Source organism: Rhizobacter sp. P2_D12 (assembly GCF_056404395.1).
The window spans coordinates 16,394-32,569 of record NZ_JBFUEB010000021.1 but is presented as its reverse complement, the minus strand read 5'-3'; the positions used below and the strand labels follow the sequence as shown (position 1 = coordinate 32,569).

The window sequence follows — 16,176 nt, the reverse complement described above, 5'->3', positions numbered from 1 at the left end:
GCCGGCTAACCGCGCCGGGCCGCCTCGAGCTTGGCGATGTCGATCTTCTTCATCGTCATCATCGCGTCGAACACGCGCTTGGCGGCCGCGCGGTCCGGGTCGGCCATCCACGCGGTGAGGGCGCGCGGGGTGATCTGCCACGACAGGCCCCACTTGTCCTTGCACCAGCCGCACGCGCTTTCCTCGCCGCCATTGCCGACGATCGCTTTCCACAGGCGGTCGGTCTCGGCCTGGTCGTCGGTCGCGATCTGGAACGAGAAGGCCTCGCTGTGCTTGAACTGCGGGCCGCCGTTCAGGCCGATGCAGGGGATGCCGGCCACGGTGAACTCGACCACCAGGACGTTGCCCTTCTTGCCATCGGGGTAGTCGTTCGGGGCACGGTGGACGGCACCGACGGCGCTGTCGGGGAAGGTCTCGGCATAGAAGTGCGCGGCGTCTTCGGCGGTGCCGTCGTACCACAGGCAGATGGTGTTCTTGGGGGTCACTTCGAGTCTCCTGGAGGGTTGAACAACGCGTCAGTGGGTCTCGACCGGCGTCTCGGTGTGCATGGCGCAACGCCAGCCTTTCGCCGTCTTGATCCAGGTCGACGTGTCGTTCATCTGCTGCTCGGTGCTTGCGCTCTTCGCACCCTTGCCGCGCGGCCCCACGCCCTGCTTGACGCGGTAGGACAGGATCGCCGTCGCGTCGTTCGGGAACACCACGTCCATGTCGCTGAACTCGAACGAGTTGACCACCATCGTCCCGTGGTCGGCCATCTTGCGGTAGTCGGCATGGTCGAATTTCATCGCGCCGTGCGAACTGACCATCAGCGCCGGTTCGCACAGCAGGTTCAGCGCCACGTCCGTGTCGTGGTCCACCATCGACTGCCAGAACTTGGTTTCGAGATCGACCAGGGTCGAGCTGGGGTTCTGCATCGCGTTCTCCTTGAAGTGAGGATCTGCCATCGTCCTCTTCGAGGCAACGCGGTCCATCGGACAGCACTGATGCCGCTGTAGGGATTCGCCGACGCCGGCACGGCTTTCTGACACCTCAGACTAGGCCAGCGGCAGCGCCTGCCGCACGTGCTCGCCGAAGGCCGACACCAGCGCCGTCGGCGCCTCGCGATCGAACGCCAGCGCGATGCCCACCGTCGGCAGGGCCGGCAAGCCCGGGCCGGCCGGCAGCACCTGCAGGTCGTCCGGCACGGCGGTCTGTGTCAGCACCGTGACGGCCTGGCCCGAGCGCGCCATCGCCACCAGCCCGGCCAGGCTGCTGCTCGCGCAGGCCAGGCGGTAGGTGCGGCCCGCGCTGTCCAGCGCCTGGCGCGGCGCCTGGTGGTCGAAGCCGTCGGGCGCGCCCAGCGCCAGCGGCAGCGGGTCGAGCGACGCGGCCACGCTGCCGCGCTGCGCCACCCACACCAGCGGCTCGCGCCGGATCACGTCGGCGCGGCCCGGATCGTCGGTGACCGACACCAGCGCCAGGTCGATCGCGTGCCGGGCCAGCAGTTCGCGCAGCCGCGGTGTCGGCGCGCACACCACTTCCAGCTGCACGCGCGGGTTCAGGCTCGCGAAGCCGCGCAGCAGGTGCGGCAGGAACACCACCGCGTAGTCGTCGGGGCAGCCGAAGCGCAGCACGCCCGAGAGCTGCTCGCCGCGCAGCTCGGCCAGCGTCTCGTCGTGCAGGCGCAGCAGCTGGCCGGCGTGAGCCAGCAGCCGCTCGCCGGCCGCGGTCAGCGTCACGCCGCGCCCGGTGCGAAACAGCAGCGGCTGCTCGACGACGCCCTCCAGCCGCTGCATCTGCATGCTCAGCGCCGATTGCGTGCGCCCGACGCGCGCGGCCGCATGGCCCAGCACGCCGGTCTCGGCGATCGCGACGAAGCTGCGCAGCAGGTCGATGTCCAGGGAGAGGCTCACGGTATGAATACTCCTGATAGCTCGTTCCAAAACAATTCGCTTCACGAAGCGCATGCCGGTGCGCAAGATGCCACAACCGCAACAGGAGGCACCCCATGAGCAGGAACGACGATCCGCAGTTCTGGCAGCAGGCCCGCCGGCACCTCGTGCGCTATGGCGGCACGTTCGAGCCCTTGATCATCGAGCGCGCGCAGGGCAGTTTCGTCTACGACGCCGACGGCCGCGCGATCCTCGACTTCACGTCGGGGCAGATGAGCGCGGTGCTGGGGCATGCACACCCCGACATCGCGGCCGCCGTCACCGAGCACATCCATTCGCTGGACCACCTGTTCAGCGGCATGCTGTCGCGCCCGGTCGTCGCGCTGGCGGCGCAGATCGCCCGGCATGCGCCGCCGGGGCTGGAGCGCTGCCTGCTGCTGAGCACCGGCGCCGAATCCAACGAGGCCGCGCTGCGCATGGCCAAGCTGGTGACCGGCCGGCATGAGGTGGTGGGCTTTACGCAGTCGTGGCACGGCATGACCGGTGCCGCCGCGTCGGCCACGTACAGCGCGGGGCGCAAGGGCTACGGGCCGGCCACGGTCGGTTCGATGGCGATCCCGGCGCCGAACCACTACCGGCCGCGCTTCACGACGCCGGACGGCGAGCTCGACTGGCGGCGCGAGCTCGACGACGGCTTCGAGCAGGTCGACCGCCAATCCACCGGCGCGCTCGCCGCCTTCATCGCCGAGCCCATCCTGAGCAGCGGCGGCATCCTCGAGCTGCCGCCGGGCTACATGGCGGCGCTGAAGCGCAAGTGCGTGGAGCGCGGCATGCTGCTGATCCTCGACGAGGCGCAGACCGGCGTCGGCCGCACCGGACTGATGTTCGCGTGCCAGCGCGACGGCGTCGCGCCCGACATCCTGACGCTGTCCAAGACCCTCGGGGCCGGCCTGCCGCTCGCGGCGATGGTGACCACCGCGGCGATCGAGGAAGAGGCGCATGCGCGCGGCTTCCTGTTCTACACGACGCACGTGTCCGATCCGCTGCCGGCGGCGGTGGGGCTGAAGGTGTTGGAGGTGGTCGAGCGCGACGGCCTGGTCGAACGCGCGTGCATCGCAGGCGCCCGGCTGGAGCAGGGGCTGCGGCGCCTGCAGGCCGAGCACGACTGCATCGGCGACGTGCGCGGCCGCGGCCTGCTGCTGGGGCTGGAGGTGGTGAAGGACCGCGGCAGCAAGGAGCCGGCCTTCGAGCTCGGCGAGGCGATCACGCGCGAGTGCATGAAGCTCGGTCTCAGCATGAACATCGTCAAGCTGCCTTCGATGGGCGGCGTGTTCCGTGTCGCGCCGCCGCTCACCGTCAGCGATGGCGAGATCGACCTGGGGCTGGAGCTGCTGGACAAGGCGATCGGCACGGCGGTGCGGCACGCCGGGCCGCCATCCCGATGAAGCTACTCCTTGGCCACGGCTGAGCCGTCGCGTGCCTGGACGCGTTGGTCGGGGCAGTCGGTCCGCAAGGTGGGCGGCGCCGGCGGCGGGCCCGCAGCGGTCTTGCGCGGGCCGGCCGTGGCGTTCTTCGCGGGCGGCTTGTTGCACCGGGTCTCGCAGGCGGTCGGCTGGCAGGGTTCGACGCGAAACACAGGGATCGCTGCGCCCGCAGGCGTCGCCGGCTGCGGGGCCGATGGCCCTGTCGACGCCGTCGTCGTCGTGGTGACCGTCGTGACCGTTGTCGTGGTCGTCGCTGCAGGCGCGGAGGCGGGGGCAGCGACCGGGGACAGCGGAGGCAACACGGTCGGCGGTTGAGGCGGCGCGGGCGGTGGTGGTGGTGGTGGTGGTGGTGGTGACGGCGGCGGCGGCGGTGGTGGCGGCGGGGGCACCGCCGACGCGGGCGCGGACGGTGCCGATGCAGCCGGCGCCGGTTGTGCCACGATCCACACCTCGATACCGCCCGGCTTGGCAGGCGACAGGGGTGTCGCCGCTTCGATCTGCCAGGTCCGGGTGGTCTCCGCTTTCCCGGGGTCGACGACGGCCGCCGCGCCGACCAGCTGCAGCGCACATTGGCGCGACGTGCCCTCGTGGTATCGCACGCGCGTGACCGCAAAGGGCAGCGGCCTGGCCAGGCGCTCCATCGCGGCGCGGGCGTTGACATCCTCGGTGGCTGCCATGCGCGCCCCGATGCCGCGCCATGCAGGCAGGTAGGTGCCGACGCGCTGCTGTTCGCCGCGGCCGTACAACATCGGGTAGACGGTCAATCCGGCGCAGGGCTCGGCATCGCTGGGCCTGCGCTCCGACTGCGGCGCCGCATCGGCCGCGAACACCTCCACCGAATACTCCAACAGCCGCCGCCTGACGTCTGCGCGACGTGCAACGGCCAGCGGATCGTTCGGATGCGCGCAGCGCGGCAGCGCGCTGCTGCGGTAGTCCCACCCCCAGTACTGCGTGCACGAGGTCGATGCGTAGCGCTGCTCCGCCAGCACGCTGCCGGCCGCCAGGCAACTGGCGCGCGGACCGGCCGCGAACGGATCCGAGGCATTGAGCAGCCAGTTGCACGCCATCGAGTTTTCGCCGGGGATGCTGCACACGTGCCGCGCGCTCTGCAGGATGTCCACCGCCAGCGCCGATTGATTGAACCAGCCCGCCTCGTTCGACGGGCACAGCGTGTCCGACACCCGGGCCAGCGCGGCGGCGAGCTCGCCGGGCGTCGTGGTCTTGCTGCCGTCGGCCTGCAGCTTGGCCCACAGGTCCGTCAGTTCCTTCAGTGCGCTGCGTTCCGCCTTCGTCTGCTCCTCCGACGATTTGCGGACTGAATCGATTGCCTGCCAGGCCGCGACGCCTGCCGTGGCGGCGGCACCCAGGCCCACCGACGCGGCCGTCACGGCGCTGGCGGCGATGCGCGCCGGCAGGCGGCCCTCTGCCGCCGGCCTGGCTGCCTTCCCGGGGGCTGCCAGGGGCATCGCGTCGGCATCCGGGGGCGTTGCCGCTGCGGTTTCCTTGTCGATGGGGCTGCCGTCGTCGTCGGTGAACCACTGGCCGGCGTGGCGCACGAGCAGCGTCAGCGAGTCCAGGCGCAGGGGTTCGCCCATGCCCTTGCCCAGCTGGAAATAGCTCTCCCACTGGGCTTCGTCGAAGAACTGGTCGGCCGTTCCCTGCTGCGGGAACTGCGGGTGTTCGGCCTTGAAGTTGAACAGGTCGACCGGCAAGCCGCCGAACAGGTTGGGCTTGACGAGCACCAGGTGGCCGATATGTTCGACCGTCTTGCCGTCGGGGCCTTCGTCGCGGTAGGTCACGCGGGCCAGCGCATAGCAGGCACGGCTCGTGTTCGATGCCAGGTCGTTCAGCGATCCGAACATCGCGAGGAGGCTGCGGCCGTCCACCTGGGGCGGCCCCGGCGGCCCCGCCGGTGGCGATGCCGGCGCCGGTGCCATCAGCGCGACATCGGGGCGCAGGAACTCGATGTCGGCACGCAAGTCGATGCGTGCCTTGCGGACCAGGTTCTCGAGGTCCCGGAAGCGGTACTGCGGATCGGCGCCGCAGTCGGCGAGCATGATGAGCTTGCAGCGTTCGGCGAGCAGGGCATAGGCGCCCGTGTTCTCGAAGTGACCGCCATCCGTCAGGAACCAGTCGCGCTGCTCCATGCCCGAGAAGACGCCGCGGGTCTCGTCGAGCACGCCCCAGAGCTTGGCCGGTTGCAGGCGCACGCGCGACTTGTCGTCCCGCAGCACGGAGCTGTCCCACCAGAACCCGAGGCGCGCGCCGGCGAACATGGTCAATGCCGAGATGCCGCCGCGCGTCAGGCTGCCGAGCCCGGGGGCGAGGGCGGCCCCGGAGATCGCCGTCCAGCTGCCCAGCGTCAGGCTGCCCGGGCTGGGCGCGAGTTCATGCCACGGCTGGCGGCTCACCCGCAGCAAGCCGCCGGGTGCGATGGTCACCAGGCGTCCACGGCGATCCTTGTTGAACAGGCCGCTGCTCGGGTCCCGCGTCTCGTTCAGGCAGGCATTGATCAGGTGCACGGGGCCGCCATGGGTGTGCGGCAGATAGCTGCCGATCGGCACGTCGTCGTCGCGGTGCACCTCCCAGATCTTCTTGATGCCGTGCAGGTGCGGATCGGCCGGCAATGACGATGCTGCGCCCAAAGGTGGCACCGCCGCGTCGCCGAAGAAGCGCGCCGGGTTGGAGGCGCCGAGATAGCTGCGCACCAGGCGCGACCGGTAGAAGCCATGCAGCGACGACAGGTTCAGGAAACGGACGTTCCAGCCGGTCAGCAATGCGTACGCAAGCGCACCGCCGAAGATCACCGCCACCGGTATCCATGCCGCTTTCAGGTCGAGCTGGTCGGTGGTCTTGAACATCGAGCCCAGGGCCGTCTTCTGGACGACGGCAATCCACCATGCGAAGACGCAGAAGGTCAGCACCCGGCCCGCCAGGTTGCCGACGGCGAGCAGCCCCGCGGTGCCGGCGCTGCCCGACTGCAGCGACGAAACGAAGGGCAGCAGCGCGCGCAGCACGGCCGCGGCCGCGGCCAACCAGACGCCGGTTCGCACCCAATCGCCGGAATCGAACGCAAGCCACCAGGCAGAACGGTCCAGCACGCCCAGCAGCAGCACGATCGCCATGGCCTGCAGCAGGGTTGCCAGCCATTTCGTCGATCGATTGCGGGCTTCGTCCTGCGCGTCGGTCGAGGCCTGCTCGGCCATGGCCTCGCGCAGCGACCTCAGCATCGTGCCGCCGGGGCGATGCGGCTGGACTCCGTTGGTCCGGGTCGTTTGCCGGTTCAGCAGCAGCGCCACGGGCAACGCGCAGATCCAGGCGATGCCGACGGAAAAGCAGACGATCCACAGCAAGTCCCGCGCGGCGGAGCCGGCAACGTCCTTCGCGCCGACGAACGGTTCCCTCCAGTACGACAGGGCCAGCGAGGCCGCCGCCGCGATCGCGAAGCCGAGCAGGCCGGCAGAGCGCTTCGCGACCAGCGGCACGGCCCAGTACACGACGACAACGACCAGGGCGGCGAATGCCAGCGGGACCAGGAGCAGCCACAGCGTCGGCAACCATGCCAGCCAATCGCGCGAAGACTCGAGCCAATCGGGCCACCTGTCACGGGCGATCCGCGCGAGCAGGGTCCAGATGCCGAGGTTCAGCACGGCCAGCGAAGCGCCGAGCAGAAGCCCTGCGATGCCGAGTTCGACGTGCACGCCGATGATGTTGCGCAGGTACACCGCGAAGGCGCTGATCGTGTCGCTGATCCCGCGCGGGACCAGGTAGCGGCCGTTCGCCCGCAGCCACCAGGAGAACCAGCTGGTGTTTCCCTCGCCGAGCACGCGAACGATCTCGCGCACTTCGCCGGCGTTGCGCGCCCGCTGCAGCAGGCGGCCCAGCATGGCTCCGATGTACCCTCCGCCGGAGACGGTGGACAGCAGGTCGAAGCGCAGCAGGATGCCGCGGCGCGCCAAGGCGTGCAGCAGCCCGAAGCAGAACGTCGCACTGCGGATGCCGCCGCCCGACAGGGCCAGGCCCCACCGGTCGTCGTCGGCGGCGAGATCGTCCAGCGCCGCGCGCCGCGCGCGCACCATGTCGTCGATGCGGTTGGTCATGGTTTCCTGCGAGGGCTGTGGATTTGCCGCGAAGCTATCCCCGGGCCGGTCACGGCGCATCCTCCACATTGAGGGGCCGCAGGGCGGCCGGCGCCTCAGATCGGAAACTGCGTCGTCGACAGCACCTGCTTCAGCACCATGAACGAGCGGATCTGCCGCACGCCGGGCAGGTGCAGCAGCTGCTCGGCGTGCAGCCGGTTGAAGCTGTCGTTGTCGCGCGTGCGCAGCAGCATGAAGTAGTCGAACTCGCCGGTGACGACGTGGCACTCCATGCAGCCCGACACCTTGGCGGCGGCCTTCTCGAAGTCGGCGAACGAGTCGGGTGTCGACCGGTCGAGCACGACGCCGATCATCACCAGCAGGCCGGCATCGAGCGCGCGCGGGTTCAGCAGCGCGACGACGCCGGTGACCAGGCCCATCTGCTTGAGCCGCTCGACGCGCCGCAGGCAGGCCGGCGCACTGAGGTTGACCTTGGCCGCCAGCGCCACGTTCGACAGGGACGCATCGCGCTGCAGCGAGCGCAGGATGGCCTTGTCGGTGCGGTCGATCTCGTGAACCAGCGAACCCGGGAGCATCGAGGCGTTGCGAATTTTTGTTGCGCGCATGCAGGATTCCTTGAAACTATTCAAATCATCAACCTGAAACTGGCACGCAATGTTTCGCGAATGACGCCGACTTTGCAACCCTGCGGCGCAGCATTTTTTCTACGATGGATGCCATGAACCTCCATCGATTCCCCCGCCATCCGTTGACCTTCGGGCCGACGCCGATCCAGCACCTGAAGCGCCTGGGCGCACACCTGGGCGGCGAGGTCGAGCTGTACGCCAAGCGCGAGGACTGCAACAGCGGCCTCGCGTTCGGCGGCAACAAGACGCGCAAGCTCGAGTACCTGATCCCCGAGGCCCTGGCGCAGGGCTGCGACACGCTGGTGTCGATCGGCGGCATCCAGTCGAACCAGACGCGGCAGGTCGCGGCCGTCGCGGCGCACCTGGGCCTCAAGTGCGTGCTGGTGCAGGAGAACTGGGTCAACTACTCGGACGCGGTGTACGACCGCGTCGGCAACATCGAGATGTCGCGCATCCTGGGTGCCGACGTGCGGCTGGATGCCGCGGGCTTCGACATCGGCATCCGCCCGAGCTGGGAGCAGGCGATGGAAGACGTGCGCCGCGCCGGCGGCAAGCCGTTCCCGATCCCGGCCGGCTGCTCGGAGCACCCGCTTGGCGGCCTGGGCTTCGTCGGTTTCGCCGAAGAGGTGCGCGCGCAGGAGGCCGAACTCGGCTTCAGGTTCGACTACATCGTCGTGTGCTCGGTGACCGGCAGCACGCAGGCCGGCATGGTGGTCGGCTTCGCGGCGGATGGCCGGGCCGACCGCGTCATCGGCATCGATGCGTCGGCGAAGCCGGCGCAGACCCAGGCGCAGATCCTGCGCATCGCGCAGAACACGGCCAGGCTGGTCGACCTGGGCCGCGAGATCGCCGAGGACGACGTGGTGCTCGACACCCGCTACGGTGGCCCCGAGTACGGCCTGCCGAACGCCGGCACGATGGAGGCGATCCGCCTGTGCGCACGCCAGGAAGGCATGCTGACCGACCCGGTGTACGAGGGCAAGTCGATGCACGGCATGATCGACAAGGTGCGCCGCGGCGAATTCCCGGCCGGCTCGCGGGTGCTGTACGCGCACCTGGGCGGCGTGCCGGCGCTCAACGCCTACAGCTTCCTGTTCCGCAACGGCTGATCTTCTCCACGTCGTCCGCAACCTTGCGGATGCCGCGTCGTGCGGGCCGCCCTACAAACGCTCACCCGGCTGTCGGGGGCTGCTTTGGAGGAGTCGGCATGAATGCACACAAGACCTGTCGTGCGCTGGCATCGGCGCTGTTCTTCGCCGGTGTCGGCCTGGCGCATGCGGAGGAGGCGGCCAAGCCGGCGAGCAGCGCGCGCGGAGACTACATCGGAGACTGCTTCAAGATCATTGCCACACCGGCCGAGCCGGACGCGAAGCTGCCGTCAGGCACCTATTGGCAGGTCCAATCGCAAAGCGACGACAAGAACGACCCCAACCTGACGATCGTCTCGGCCACGTCGACGGCGCGCTACTTCTGCAGCCCGAAGGGCGATCCTGTGCAGAAGGTCAAGGCCAGCGTGATGACCGAGATCGGCGCCGAACGCCTCGGCTGGACCTACGGCATGCTGACGCTGCCGTTCAAGTACTACGCGCACGACAAGAGCTTTGCGTCGGCGGGGTCGCTCGGGCCGTATGTCGGCCGTCGTTCGGGCGCTGCGGGATCGGCCATCACCTTCGCCGGTACGCTGGCCATCGGCTCGGTCAAGGGCGAGGTCAAGGACAGCGCCGGCGTCACCACCGACACGCCCGAGCTGCTGGCCTTGTCGATTGCTGCGGGCTGGATGTACGACATCAGCAAGTCGCCCGGGGGCAAGCCCTTCAAGATCGGCCTCTTCATCGGCCGCGACTACGTGGGTGCAGGCAATGCGGTGAAGTACGCGCGCAACGGCCAGACCTGGGCAGCCTTCCAGATCGGCTTCGACTTCACCGACAACTGACATCGACCTCTATGGTGTCGCAGGGTCCGCCAGCCCCACGATGGTCCCCACCAGCGCCTGCGCACGCGGCACCAGCGTCTCCAGGCAGCAGTACTCGCCGTCGGTGTGCGCCTTGCCGCCGACCGGGCCGACGCCGCACAGCGTCGGGATCCCCAGCGACGCGGTGAAGCCCGCGTCCGAACAGCCGCCGGTGAACTCGCCGTCGACGGCGAACCCGACGCGCGCGGCACTGGCCTGGTAGCGCTGCAACAGCTCGCCGCTCCAGCACCGCTCGAGCGGCAGGAACTCCGAATCCTGGGCCAGCGTGGCCGTCGTGCCCGGCACGCCGGGCGCATCGACGATGGCGCGGATGCGCTCGAACACCGCCTCGCGCTGCGCCAGCGAACAGAAGCGCACGTCGAGCCGCGCCTGCGCCGACGGTGCGACGGTGTTGGTCGACAGGCCGCCGCTGACCAGCCCGACATTGGTCGTGATGCCGGCCGCGTAATCGGTCAGCGCATGCAGGGCCTGCACCTTGCGCGCCAGGGTCTCGATCGCGCTCGCGCCGTCCGCATGGTTCACCCCCGAGTGGGCCGCACGGCCGGTCACGTCGATGGTGAAGGTGGCACCGCCCTTGCGCTCGGTGACGAGGTTGCCGCTGACGCGGCCCGGCTCGGCATTGAAGGCGGCGCGCGCGCCGCGCGCATGCGCCTCGATCGCGATGCGGCCGCGCCGCGAGCCGATCTCCTCGTCGGCGGTGAACAAGCCCAGCACCGGGAACGGCAGCGGCGGCATCCGCTGCAGCGCCATCAGCACGAAGCACTGCAGCACCAGGCCCGACTTCATGTCCGACACGCCGGGCCCGTGGCCGCGGTCGCCGTCGACGCGCCACGGCCGCCGTGCCACCGTGCCGGTCGGGAACACCGTGTCGCGGTGACCCATCAGCAGCACCGGCGCCGCCGTCGGCCGGCTGCCCGGCAGGCGCGCCAGCAGCGCGTCGCCTTCGCCTGCATCGGCGCGGTGCTCGGCCGCGATGCCCGCCGCCTGCAGCCAGCCGAGCATGGCCTGGGCGACCCGGTCGGTGCCGGCCCGGTCGTGGCTGTTCGAGTCGATGCCGACCAGCGTGGCCAGGGCTGCCTGCATCGCCGGTCGCTGGCCGGCGAGCCAGTCGGGGGTCATGCGCGCGCCTTCATCACGGCCGGGCCCTCTTCGGCGAGGTCCCAGAACATGCCGGCCATGATCTGCAGCGACTCGCGCGTCAGGTCGGCCAGGATGTGCTCGTTCGGCGCATGCTGCGAGCAGGCCGCGTACGAGTGCGGCACCCACAGCGTGGGCAGGCCCAGCGTCTGCGAGAACACGTCGTTGGGCAGCGAGCCGCCCAGGTTGGGCAGCAGCGCCGGCCGCTTGCCGGTGCTGCGCTCCATCGAGGCCAGGCCCCAGCGCACCCAGGCGTCGTCGGGGTCGAGCCGCGTGGCCGCCATGTGCACGTCGGTCCCGCGCAGCTCGACGTCGTCGAAGCCGTGCGCATCCAGGTGCCGGCGGATGTGCGCGAGGAAGTTGGCCACGTCGCTGCCGACGACGTAGCGCATGTGGCAGTGCGCGCGCGCCTCGGCCGGGATCGCATGCACCGGCATGGCCGGGTTGCCGGTCGTGAAGGCCAGCACCTCCAGGCTGTTCCAGCCGATCACGCGCTCGGCCGGCGTCAGGCCCGGCTCGCCCCAGTCGGGGTCGATCACGGGGTCGCCGGGGCCGCCGCCGACCTCGATGTCCTGCAGTGCGCTGCGAACGCTGTCGGGCAGCCCGGCCGGCAGCAGCTGCGGCACCAGGATCCGCCCGCGTGCATCGACCAGGCTCGCGATCGCATGCGCGAGCCGGATGCCGGGGTTGCGCAGCAGCCCGCCCCAGTTGCCGGAATGGTGGCCGCCGTCGCGCAGCTTCAGGTGCAGGTCGAAATTGAACACGCCGCGCGAACCGAGGAACATCGTCGCGCGCGAGGCCGCCACGCGCGGGCCGTCCGAGGCCAGGAACAGGTCGGCCGCCAGCAGCTCGCGGTGCTGCGCGCAGACGGCATCCAGGCCGGGCGAGCCCGCTTCCTCGCCCATCTCCAGGATGACTTTGACGTTGTAGCCCAGCTGGCCGCCGCGCACCGCCAGCACTTGCTCCAGCGCCATCAGGTTGATGGTGTGCTGGCCCTTGTTGTCGGCCGTGCCGCGCCCGTACCAGCGGTTGCCGTCGACCACGATCTCCCATGGGCTCAGCCCTTCGCGCCACTGCGCGTCGTAGCCGCGCACCACGTCGCCGTGGCCGTAGGTCAGCAGCGTGAACGCGGCGCCGGGCTCGCTGCGCTCGGCCAGCAGGAAGGGGCAGCGCGGCGTCACCGGGTTCTCGACGATGCGGCAGCTGAAGCCCAGGCGTTCGAGCTGCGGCGCGATCTCGTCGCTCAGGTAGGCGTGCAGCACCGGGCCGCTGGCCGCGTCCTGGCTTTCGGTGCGCATCGCGACGCGGCGCGCCAGCACCTGCCGGAAGCGGCCGTCGTCGAAGCAGGCGAGGGTGCGGTCGATGGCTTGCTGACGGCTCATGAAAGGTGTCCTAAGGTGAAGGCAGGCCGCGGCGCCGACGCCAGCAGCGCGCGGGTGTAGGGGTGCTCGGGCCGCTCGAAGACCTGCTCGCGCGTGCCCAGCTCGACGATGGCGCCGCGGTGCATCACGGCCACGCGGTCAGCCAGGTGCTCCACCACGGCCAGGTCGTGGCTGATGAAGAAGTAGCTCAGCCCGAACTCGGCCTTCAGGTCCAGCAGCAGGTTCAGGATCTGCGCCTGCACCGAGACGTCGAGCGCCGAGGTCGGCTCGTCGCAGACCAGGATGTCCGGACGCAGCACCAGCGCGCGCGCGATCGCCACGCGCTGGCGTTGCCCGCCCGACAGCTGGTTCGGGTACTGCCGGTGCGTGCGCTCGGGCATGCCGACCAGGTCGAGCATCGCGCGCACCGCCTGCTGCTGCTCGGCGCGCGAACCCACGCCGTGCAGGCGCAGCGGCACGGCGACGATGTCGGCCACGGTGCGGCGCGGGTTCAGCGACGAGTACGGGTCCTGGAAGACCGGCTGGATCCGGCGGGCGCGGGCGTGCCGCTGGCGCGGGTCGCCGGTGTGGATTTCCTTGCCGTGCACCAGCACGTTGCCCGAGCTCGGTTCGAGCAGGCCCAGCAGCATGCGCGCCAGCGTGCTCTTGCCGCAGCCGGATTCGCCGACCAGCCCCAGCGTCTCGCCGCGCGCCAGGCGCAGCGTCACGTTGTCGACCGCCTTGATCTCGCCGGGCGTCCTGAACAGGCCGCGCTTGAGCGCAAAGCTGCGGCTGAGCGCGCACAGCTCGAGTGAATACTGCGCTCCCGTCATGCCGCCTCCGGGAACATGTGCAGCCGCCGCGCCGCGACGCAGCGCACCGCATGCTCCGCACCCAGCTGCACCAGCGGCGGCGCCTGCGTGCAGGCCTCGCGCACTTCGGCGCAGCGGTTCGCGAAGGCGCAGCCGGCCAGCGGCCCGACCAGGCTCGGAACGACGCCGGGGATGGCCTGCAGCCGGCTGCCCGGCACGGTGCGCCCGCGCACCGGGATGCAGCCGAGCAGGCCGCGCGTGTAGGGGTGGGTGGGCTGGGCGAACAGCTCTGCGGCCGCCGCGGTCTCGACCACCTCGCCGGCGTACATCACCGCGACGCGGTCGGCGATCTGCGCCACCACGCCGAGGTCGTGGGTGATGAAGACGACCGCGGTGCCGAACTCCTGCTGAAGTTCGCGGATGAGCTGCAGGATCTGCGACTGGATGGTCACGTCCAGCGCGGTCGTCGGCTCGTCGGCGATGATCAGGTCGGGCCCGCACATCAGCGCCATCGCGATCATCACGCGCTGGCGCAGCCCGCCGGACAGCTGGTGCGGGTACTGCCGCAGGCGTTCCGCGGCCTGCGGAACGCCGGCCCGTTCGAGCAGGTACACGGCCCGCTCGCGCGCCTGCGCGGCGCTGGCGCGGCGGTGCGCGCGCAAGGCCTCGCACAGCTGGTCGCCCAGCGTGTACGACGGGTTCAGCGAGGTCATGGGCTCCTGGAAGACCATCGCCATGCGGGCACCGCGCAGCGCCGTCATCGCGCGCTCGGGCAGGCCCTGCAGCTCGATGCCGTCGAAGCGGAGGTGGTCGGCGCTGCGGCGCGCCTGGCGCGGCAGCAGGCCCATCAGCGCCAGCGAGGTCATCGACTTGCCGCAACCCGATTCGCCGACCAGGCACAGCATCTCGCCGCGCCGCACCTGCAGGTCGATGCCGCGCACCGCGTGCAGCGGGCCGCGCGCGGTCGGCAGGTCCACCCGCAGGTTCTTCACGTCCAACAGGAACTCGTCCGCCGGCTGGTTCATCGCCATTCCTTCCGTTGCGTCCGTCAGTTGCGTCCGTCCGGTGCGCCCAGGTCGCGCAGCCCGTCGCCCACCAGGTTGATGCCCAGCACCAGCAGCGCCAGCACGACGCCGGGGATCAGGATCACCCAGGGCTGGAAGAACATGTAGGCCTTGCCTTCGGCCACCATCAACCCCCACGACGGTGTCGGCGGCTGCACCCCCAGGCCCAGGAACGACAGCGTCGACTCGAGCAGGATCGCGTGCGCCATCTCCAGCGTCGCCACCACGGTGAGCGCACCGGCCAGGTTGGGCAGCAGCTCGCGCAGCAGGATCCAGTGCGTGGGCGCGCCCAGCGCCTGGGCGGCGGCGATGAACTCGGCGTCGCGCAGCTGCTGCGTGGCCGAGCGGGTGACGATCGCGAAGCGGTCCCACAGCAGCAGGCCGAGCAGCACGATCACCACCTTCAGCGAGCCGCCCACCAGCGAAGCCATTGCCAGCGCGACCAGCACCACCGGCAGCGCCAGCCGGGTCGTCACGACATAGCTGACCAGCGCGTCGATGCGCCCGCCGAAGTAGCCGGCGAGCACGCCCAGCGTGGTGCCGATCAGGCCCGAGATCAGCGCCGCCGCGAGGCCGATGAGCAGCGACACGCGCGCGCCGTGCAGCAGGCGGCTGAGGTAGTCGCGGCCGAGCTTGTCGGTGCCCAGCAGGTGCTCCCAGCTGCCCTTGTCGTACCAGGCGGGCGGGATCAGGCGCTGCGTCACGTCCTGCGCGTACGGGTCGTGCGGGCTGAGCCAGGGCGCCAGCAGCGCGGCCAGCGCGACCAGGCCGAGGATCGCGCCGCCGATCGCCAGGCCGCGGTGGGGGAGGGTGGCTCGCATGGTGGGCCCTAGCGTGTGCGCATGCGCGGGTCGAGCGCGGCGTTGACCACGTCGGCGACGAAGGTGAGGCCGATGTAGAACACCGCGATGATGAGCACCACCGCCTGCACCACCGGGTAGTCGTTGCGCGAGATCGAATCCCAGGCGAGCTGCCCCAGGCCCTGCAGCGAGAAGACCGACTCGATCACGACCGAGCCGCCCAGCATGAAGCCGAGCTCGACCGCGGCCAGCGCCATCACCGGGATGATCGCGTTGCGCAGCGCATGCTTGAAGACGATGCGTGCCGGGCGCAGGCCCTTGGCGCGCGCGGTGCGGATGTAGTCGCAGCCCAGCACGTCGAGCATGCCGGCGCGCGTCAGCCGCATCAGCGACGGCATCGCGTAGTAACCCAGCGCCAGCGCCGGCAGCACGAAATGCTGCCAACCCGTGTTGCCGGCCACCGGCAGCCACTTGAGCCCCACCCCGAACACCAGCACCAGCGTCAGAGCGAACCAGAAATTCGGCATCGCCTGCCCGACCACGGCCACCGCCAGTGACAGGCGGTCGATCCAGCCGTCGCGGTGCAGCGCGGCCAGCACGCCCAGCGGGATGGCCACGGCCACCGCCAGCAGCAGCGAGACGGCGCCCAGCTTGAGCGTGACGGGCAGGCGCTCGCCGACCAGCTCCATCACCGTGTTCTGGAAGTAGAACGAGCGCCCGAAATCCAGCCGCAGGGCGGCCCCCAGCCAGTCGGCGAACTGGGCCGCGACGGGGCGGTCGAGGCCGTATTGGACGCGCACCTTCTCGATGTCGGCGGCGCTGGATTCCGGGCCCGCGATCGCGGTGGCGAGGTCGCCCGACAGGTGCAGCAGCATGAAGCTGACGACGGCCACCGTGAGCATCACGCCCAGGGCCACCAGCAGCCGGCGCAGGATGTAGGCCAGCATGG

Annotated in this window: 14 protein-coding genes; 3 read left to right on the top strand and 11 right to left on the bottom strand. The window is 70.5% G+C overall.

Annotation, left to right across the window (positions count from 1 at the left end):
• Positions 1-5: 5 nt before the first annotated feature.
• From AC1DYN_RS09665 to AC1DYN_RS09655, 3 genes are all read right to left on the bottom strand, one after another.
• Entirely contained in the window at positions 6-485 is a 480-nt protein-coding gene (locus tag AC1DYN_RS09665; RefSeq protein ID WP_477958914.1) for a VOC family protein, read from the bottom strand.
• Between the two features lie 30 nt (positions 486-515).
• Complete coding sequence (locus tag AC1DYN_RS09660; RefSeq protein ID WP_477958913.1) at positions 516-914, bottom strand: nuclear transport factor 2 family protein; 399 nt, start codon at positions 912-914, stop codon at positions 516-518.
• Positions 915-1,034: 120 nt separating this feature from the next.
• A complete protein-coding gene (locus AC1DYN_RS09655) occupies positions 1,035-1,892 on the bottom strand; it encodes a LysR family transcriptional regulator (protein WP_477958912.1) in 858 nt (285 codons plus the stop codon).
• Positions 1,893-1,987: 95 nt separating this feature from the next.
• Here AC1DYN_RS09655 and AC1DYN_RS09650 point away from each other — a divergent pair, with 95 nt between their 5' ends.
• Positions 1,988-3,316, top strand: a complete 1,329-nt coding sequence (locus AC1DYN_RS09650) for an aspartate aminotransferase family protein (RefSeq protein ID WP_477958911.1) — start codon at positions 1,988-1,990, stop codon at positions 3,314-3,316.
• Between the two features lie 2 nt (positions 3,317-3,318).
• Here AC1DYN_RS09650 and AC1DYN_RS09645 read toward each other — a convergent pair whose 3' ends face one another.
• Positions 3,319-7,455: a patatin-like phospholipase family protein gene (locus AC1DYN_RS09645; protein ID WP_477958910.1), complete on the bottom strand. Its 4,137-nt coding sequence runs from the start codon at positions 7,453-7,455 to the stop codon at positions 3,319-3,321.
• Positions 7,456-7,550: 95 nt separating this feature from the next.
• Positions 7,551-8,060: an Lrp/AsnC family transcriptional regulator gene (locus AC1DYN_RS09640; protein WP_477958909.1), complete on the bottom strand. Its 510-nt coding sequence runs from the start codon at positions 8,058-8,060 to the stop codon at positions 7,551-7,553.
• 113 nt (positions 8,061-8,173) lie between these two features.
• Between AC1DYN_RS09640 and AC1DYN_RS09635 the strand changes: the two genes are divergently transcribed.
• Both AC1DYN_RS09635 and AC1DYN_RS09630 read left to right on the top strand, forming a co-directional pair.
• Positions 8,174-9,190 carry a 1-aminocyclopropane-1-carboxylate deaminase gene (locus tag AC1DYN_RS09635; RefSeq protein ID WP_477958908.1) on the top strand — a complete coding sequence of 339 codons (1,017 nt, stop codon included), beginning with the start codon at positions 8,174-8,176 and terminating at the stop codon, positions 9,188-9,190.
• A gap of 98 nt (positions 9,191-9,288) precedes the next feature.
• Complete coding sequence (locus AC1DYN_RS09630) at positions 9,289-10,014, top strand: hypothetical protein (protein WP_477958907.1); 726 nt, start codon at positions 9,289-9,291, stop codon at positions 10,012-10,014.
• A gap of 9 nt (positions 10,015-10,023) precedes the next feature.
• Here the strand turns inward: AC1DYN_RS09630 and AC1DYN_RS09625 are convergent, their stop codons facing one another.
• The 6 genes from AC1DYN_RS09625 to AC1DYN_RS09600 are packed head-to-tail and all read right to left on the bottom strand — an operon-like array spanning position 10,024 to position 16,174.
• Positions 10,024-11,172 carry a M20 family metallopeptidase gene (locus tag AC1DYN_RS09625; protein WP_477958906.1) on the bottom strand — a complete coding sequence of 383 codons (1,149 nt, stop codon included), beginning with the start codon at positions 11,170-11,172 and terminating at the stop codon, positions 10,024-10,026.
• The gene (locus tag AC1DYN_RS09620) at positions 11,169-12,572 is read right to left on the bottom strand and encodes a M20 family metallopeptidase (RefSeq protein ID WP_477958905.1); all 1,404 of its coding nucleotides are present in this window, start codon (positions 12,570-12,572) and stop codon (positions 11,169-11,171) included. The genes AC1DYN_RS09625 and AC1DYN_RS09620 overlap by 4 nt, the downstream gene beginning before the upstream one ends.
• Complete coding sequence (locus tag AC1DYN_RS09615) at positions 12,569-13,384, bottom strand: ATP-binding cassette domain-containing protein (RefSeq protein ID WP_477958904.1); 816 nt, start codon at positions 13,382-13,384, stop codon at positions 12,569-12,571. The genes AC1DYN_RS09620 and AC1DYN_RS09615 overlap by 4 nt, the downstream gene beginning before the upstream one ends.
• Entirely contained in the window at positions 13,381-14,388 is a 1,008-nt protein-coding gene (locus tag AC1DYN_RS09610) for an ABC transporter ATP-binding protein (protein WP_477958903.1), read from the bottom strand. The genes AC1DYN_RS09615 and AC1DYN_RS09610 overlap by 4 nt, the downstream gene beginning before the upstream one ends.
• Before the next feature lie 23 nt (positions 14,389-14,411).
• Positions 14,412-15,248 (bottom strand): ABC transporter permease, encoded by an 837-nt coding sequence (locus tag AC1DYN_RS09605; RefSeq protein WP_477958902.1) that lies wholly within the window; start codon positions 15,246-15,248, stop codon positions 14,412-14,414.
• Positions 15,249-15,256: 8 nt separating this feature from the next.
• Positions 15,257-16,174, bottom strand: a complete 918-nt coding sequence (locus tag AC1DYN_RS09600) for an ABC transporter permease (protein WP_477958901.1) — start codon at positions 16,172-16,174, stop codon at positions 15,257-15,259.
• Positions 16,175-16,176 lie beyond the last annotated feature (2 nt).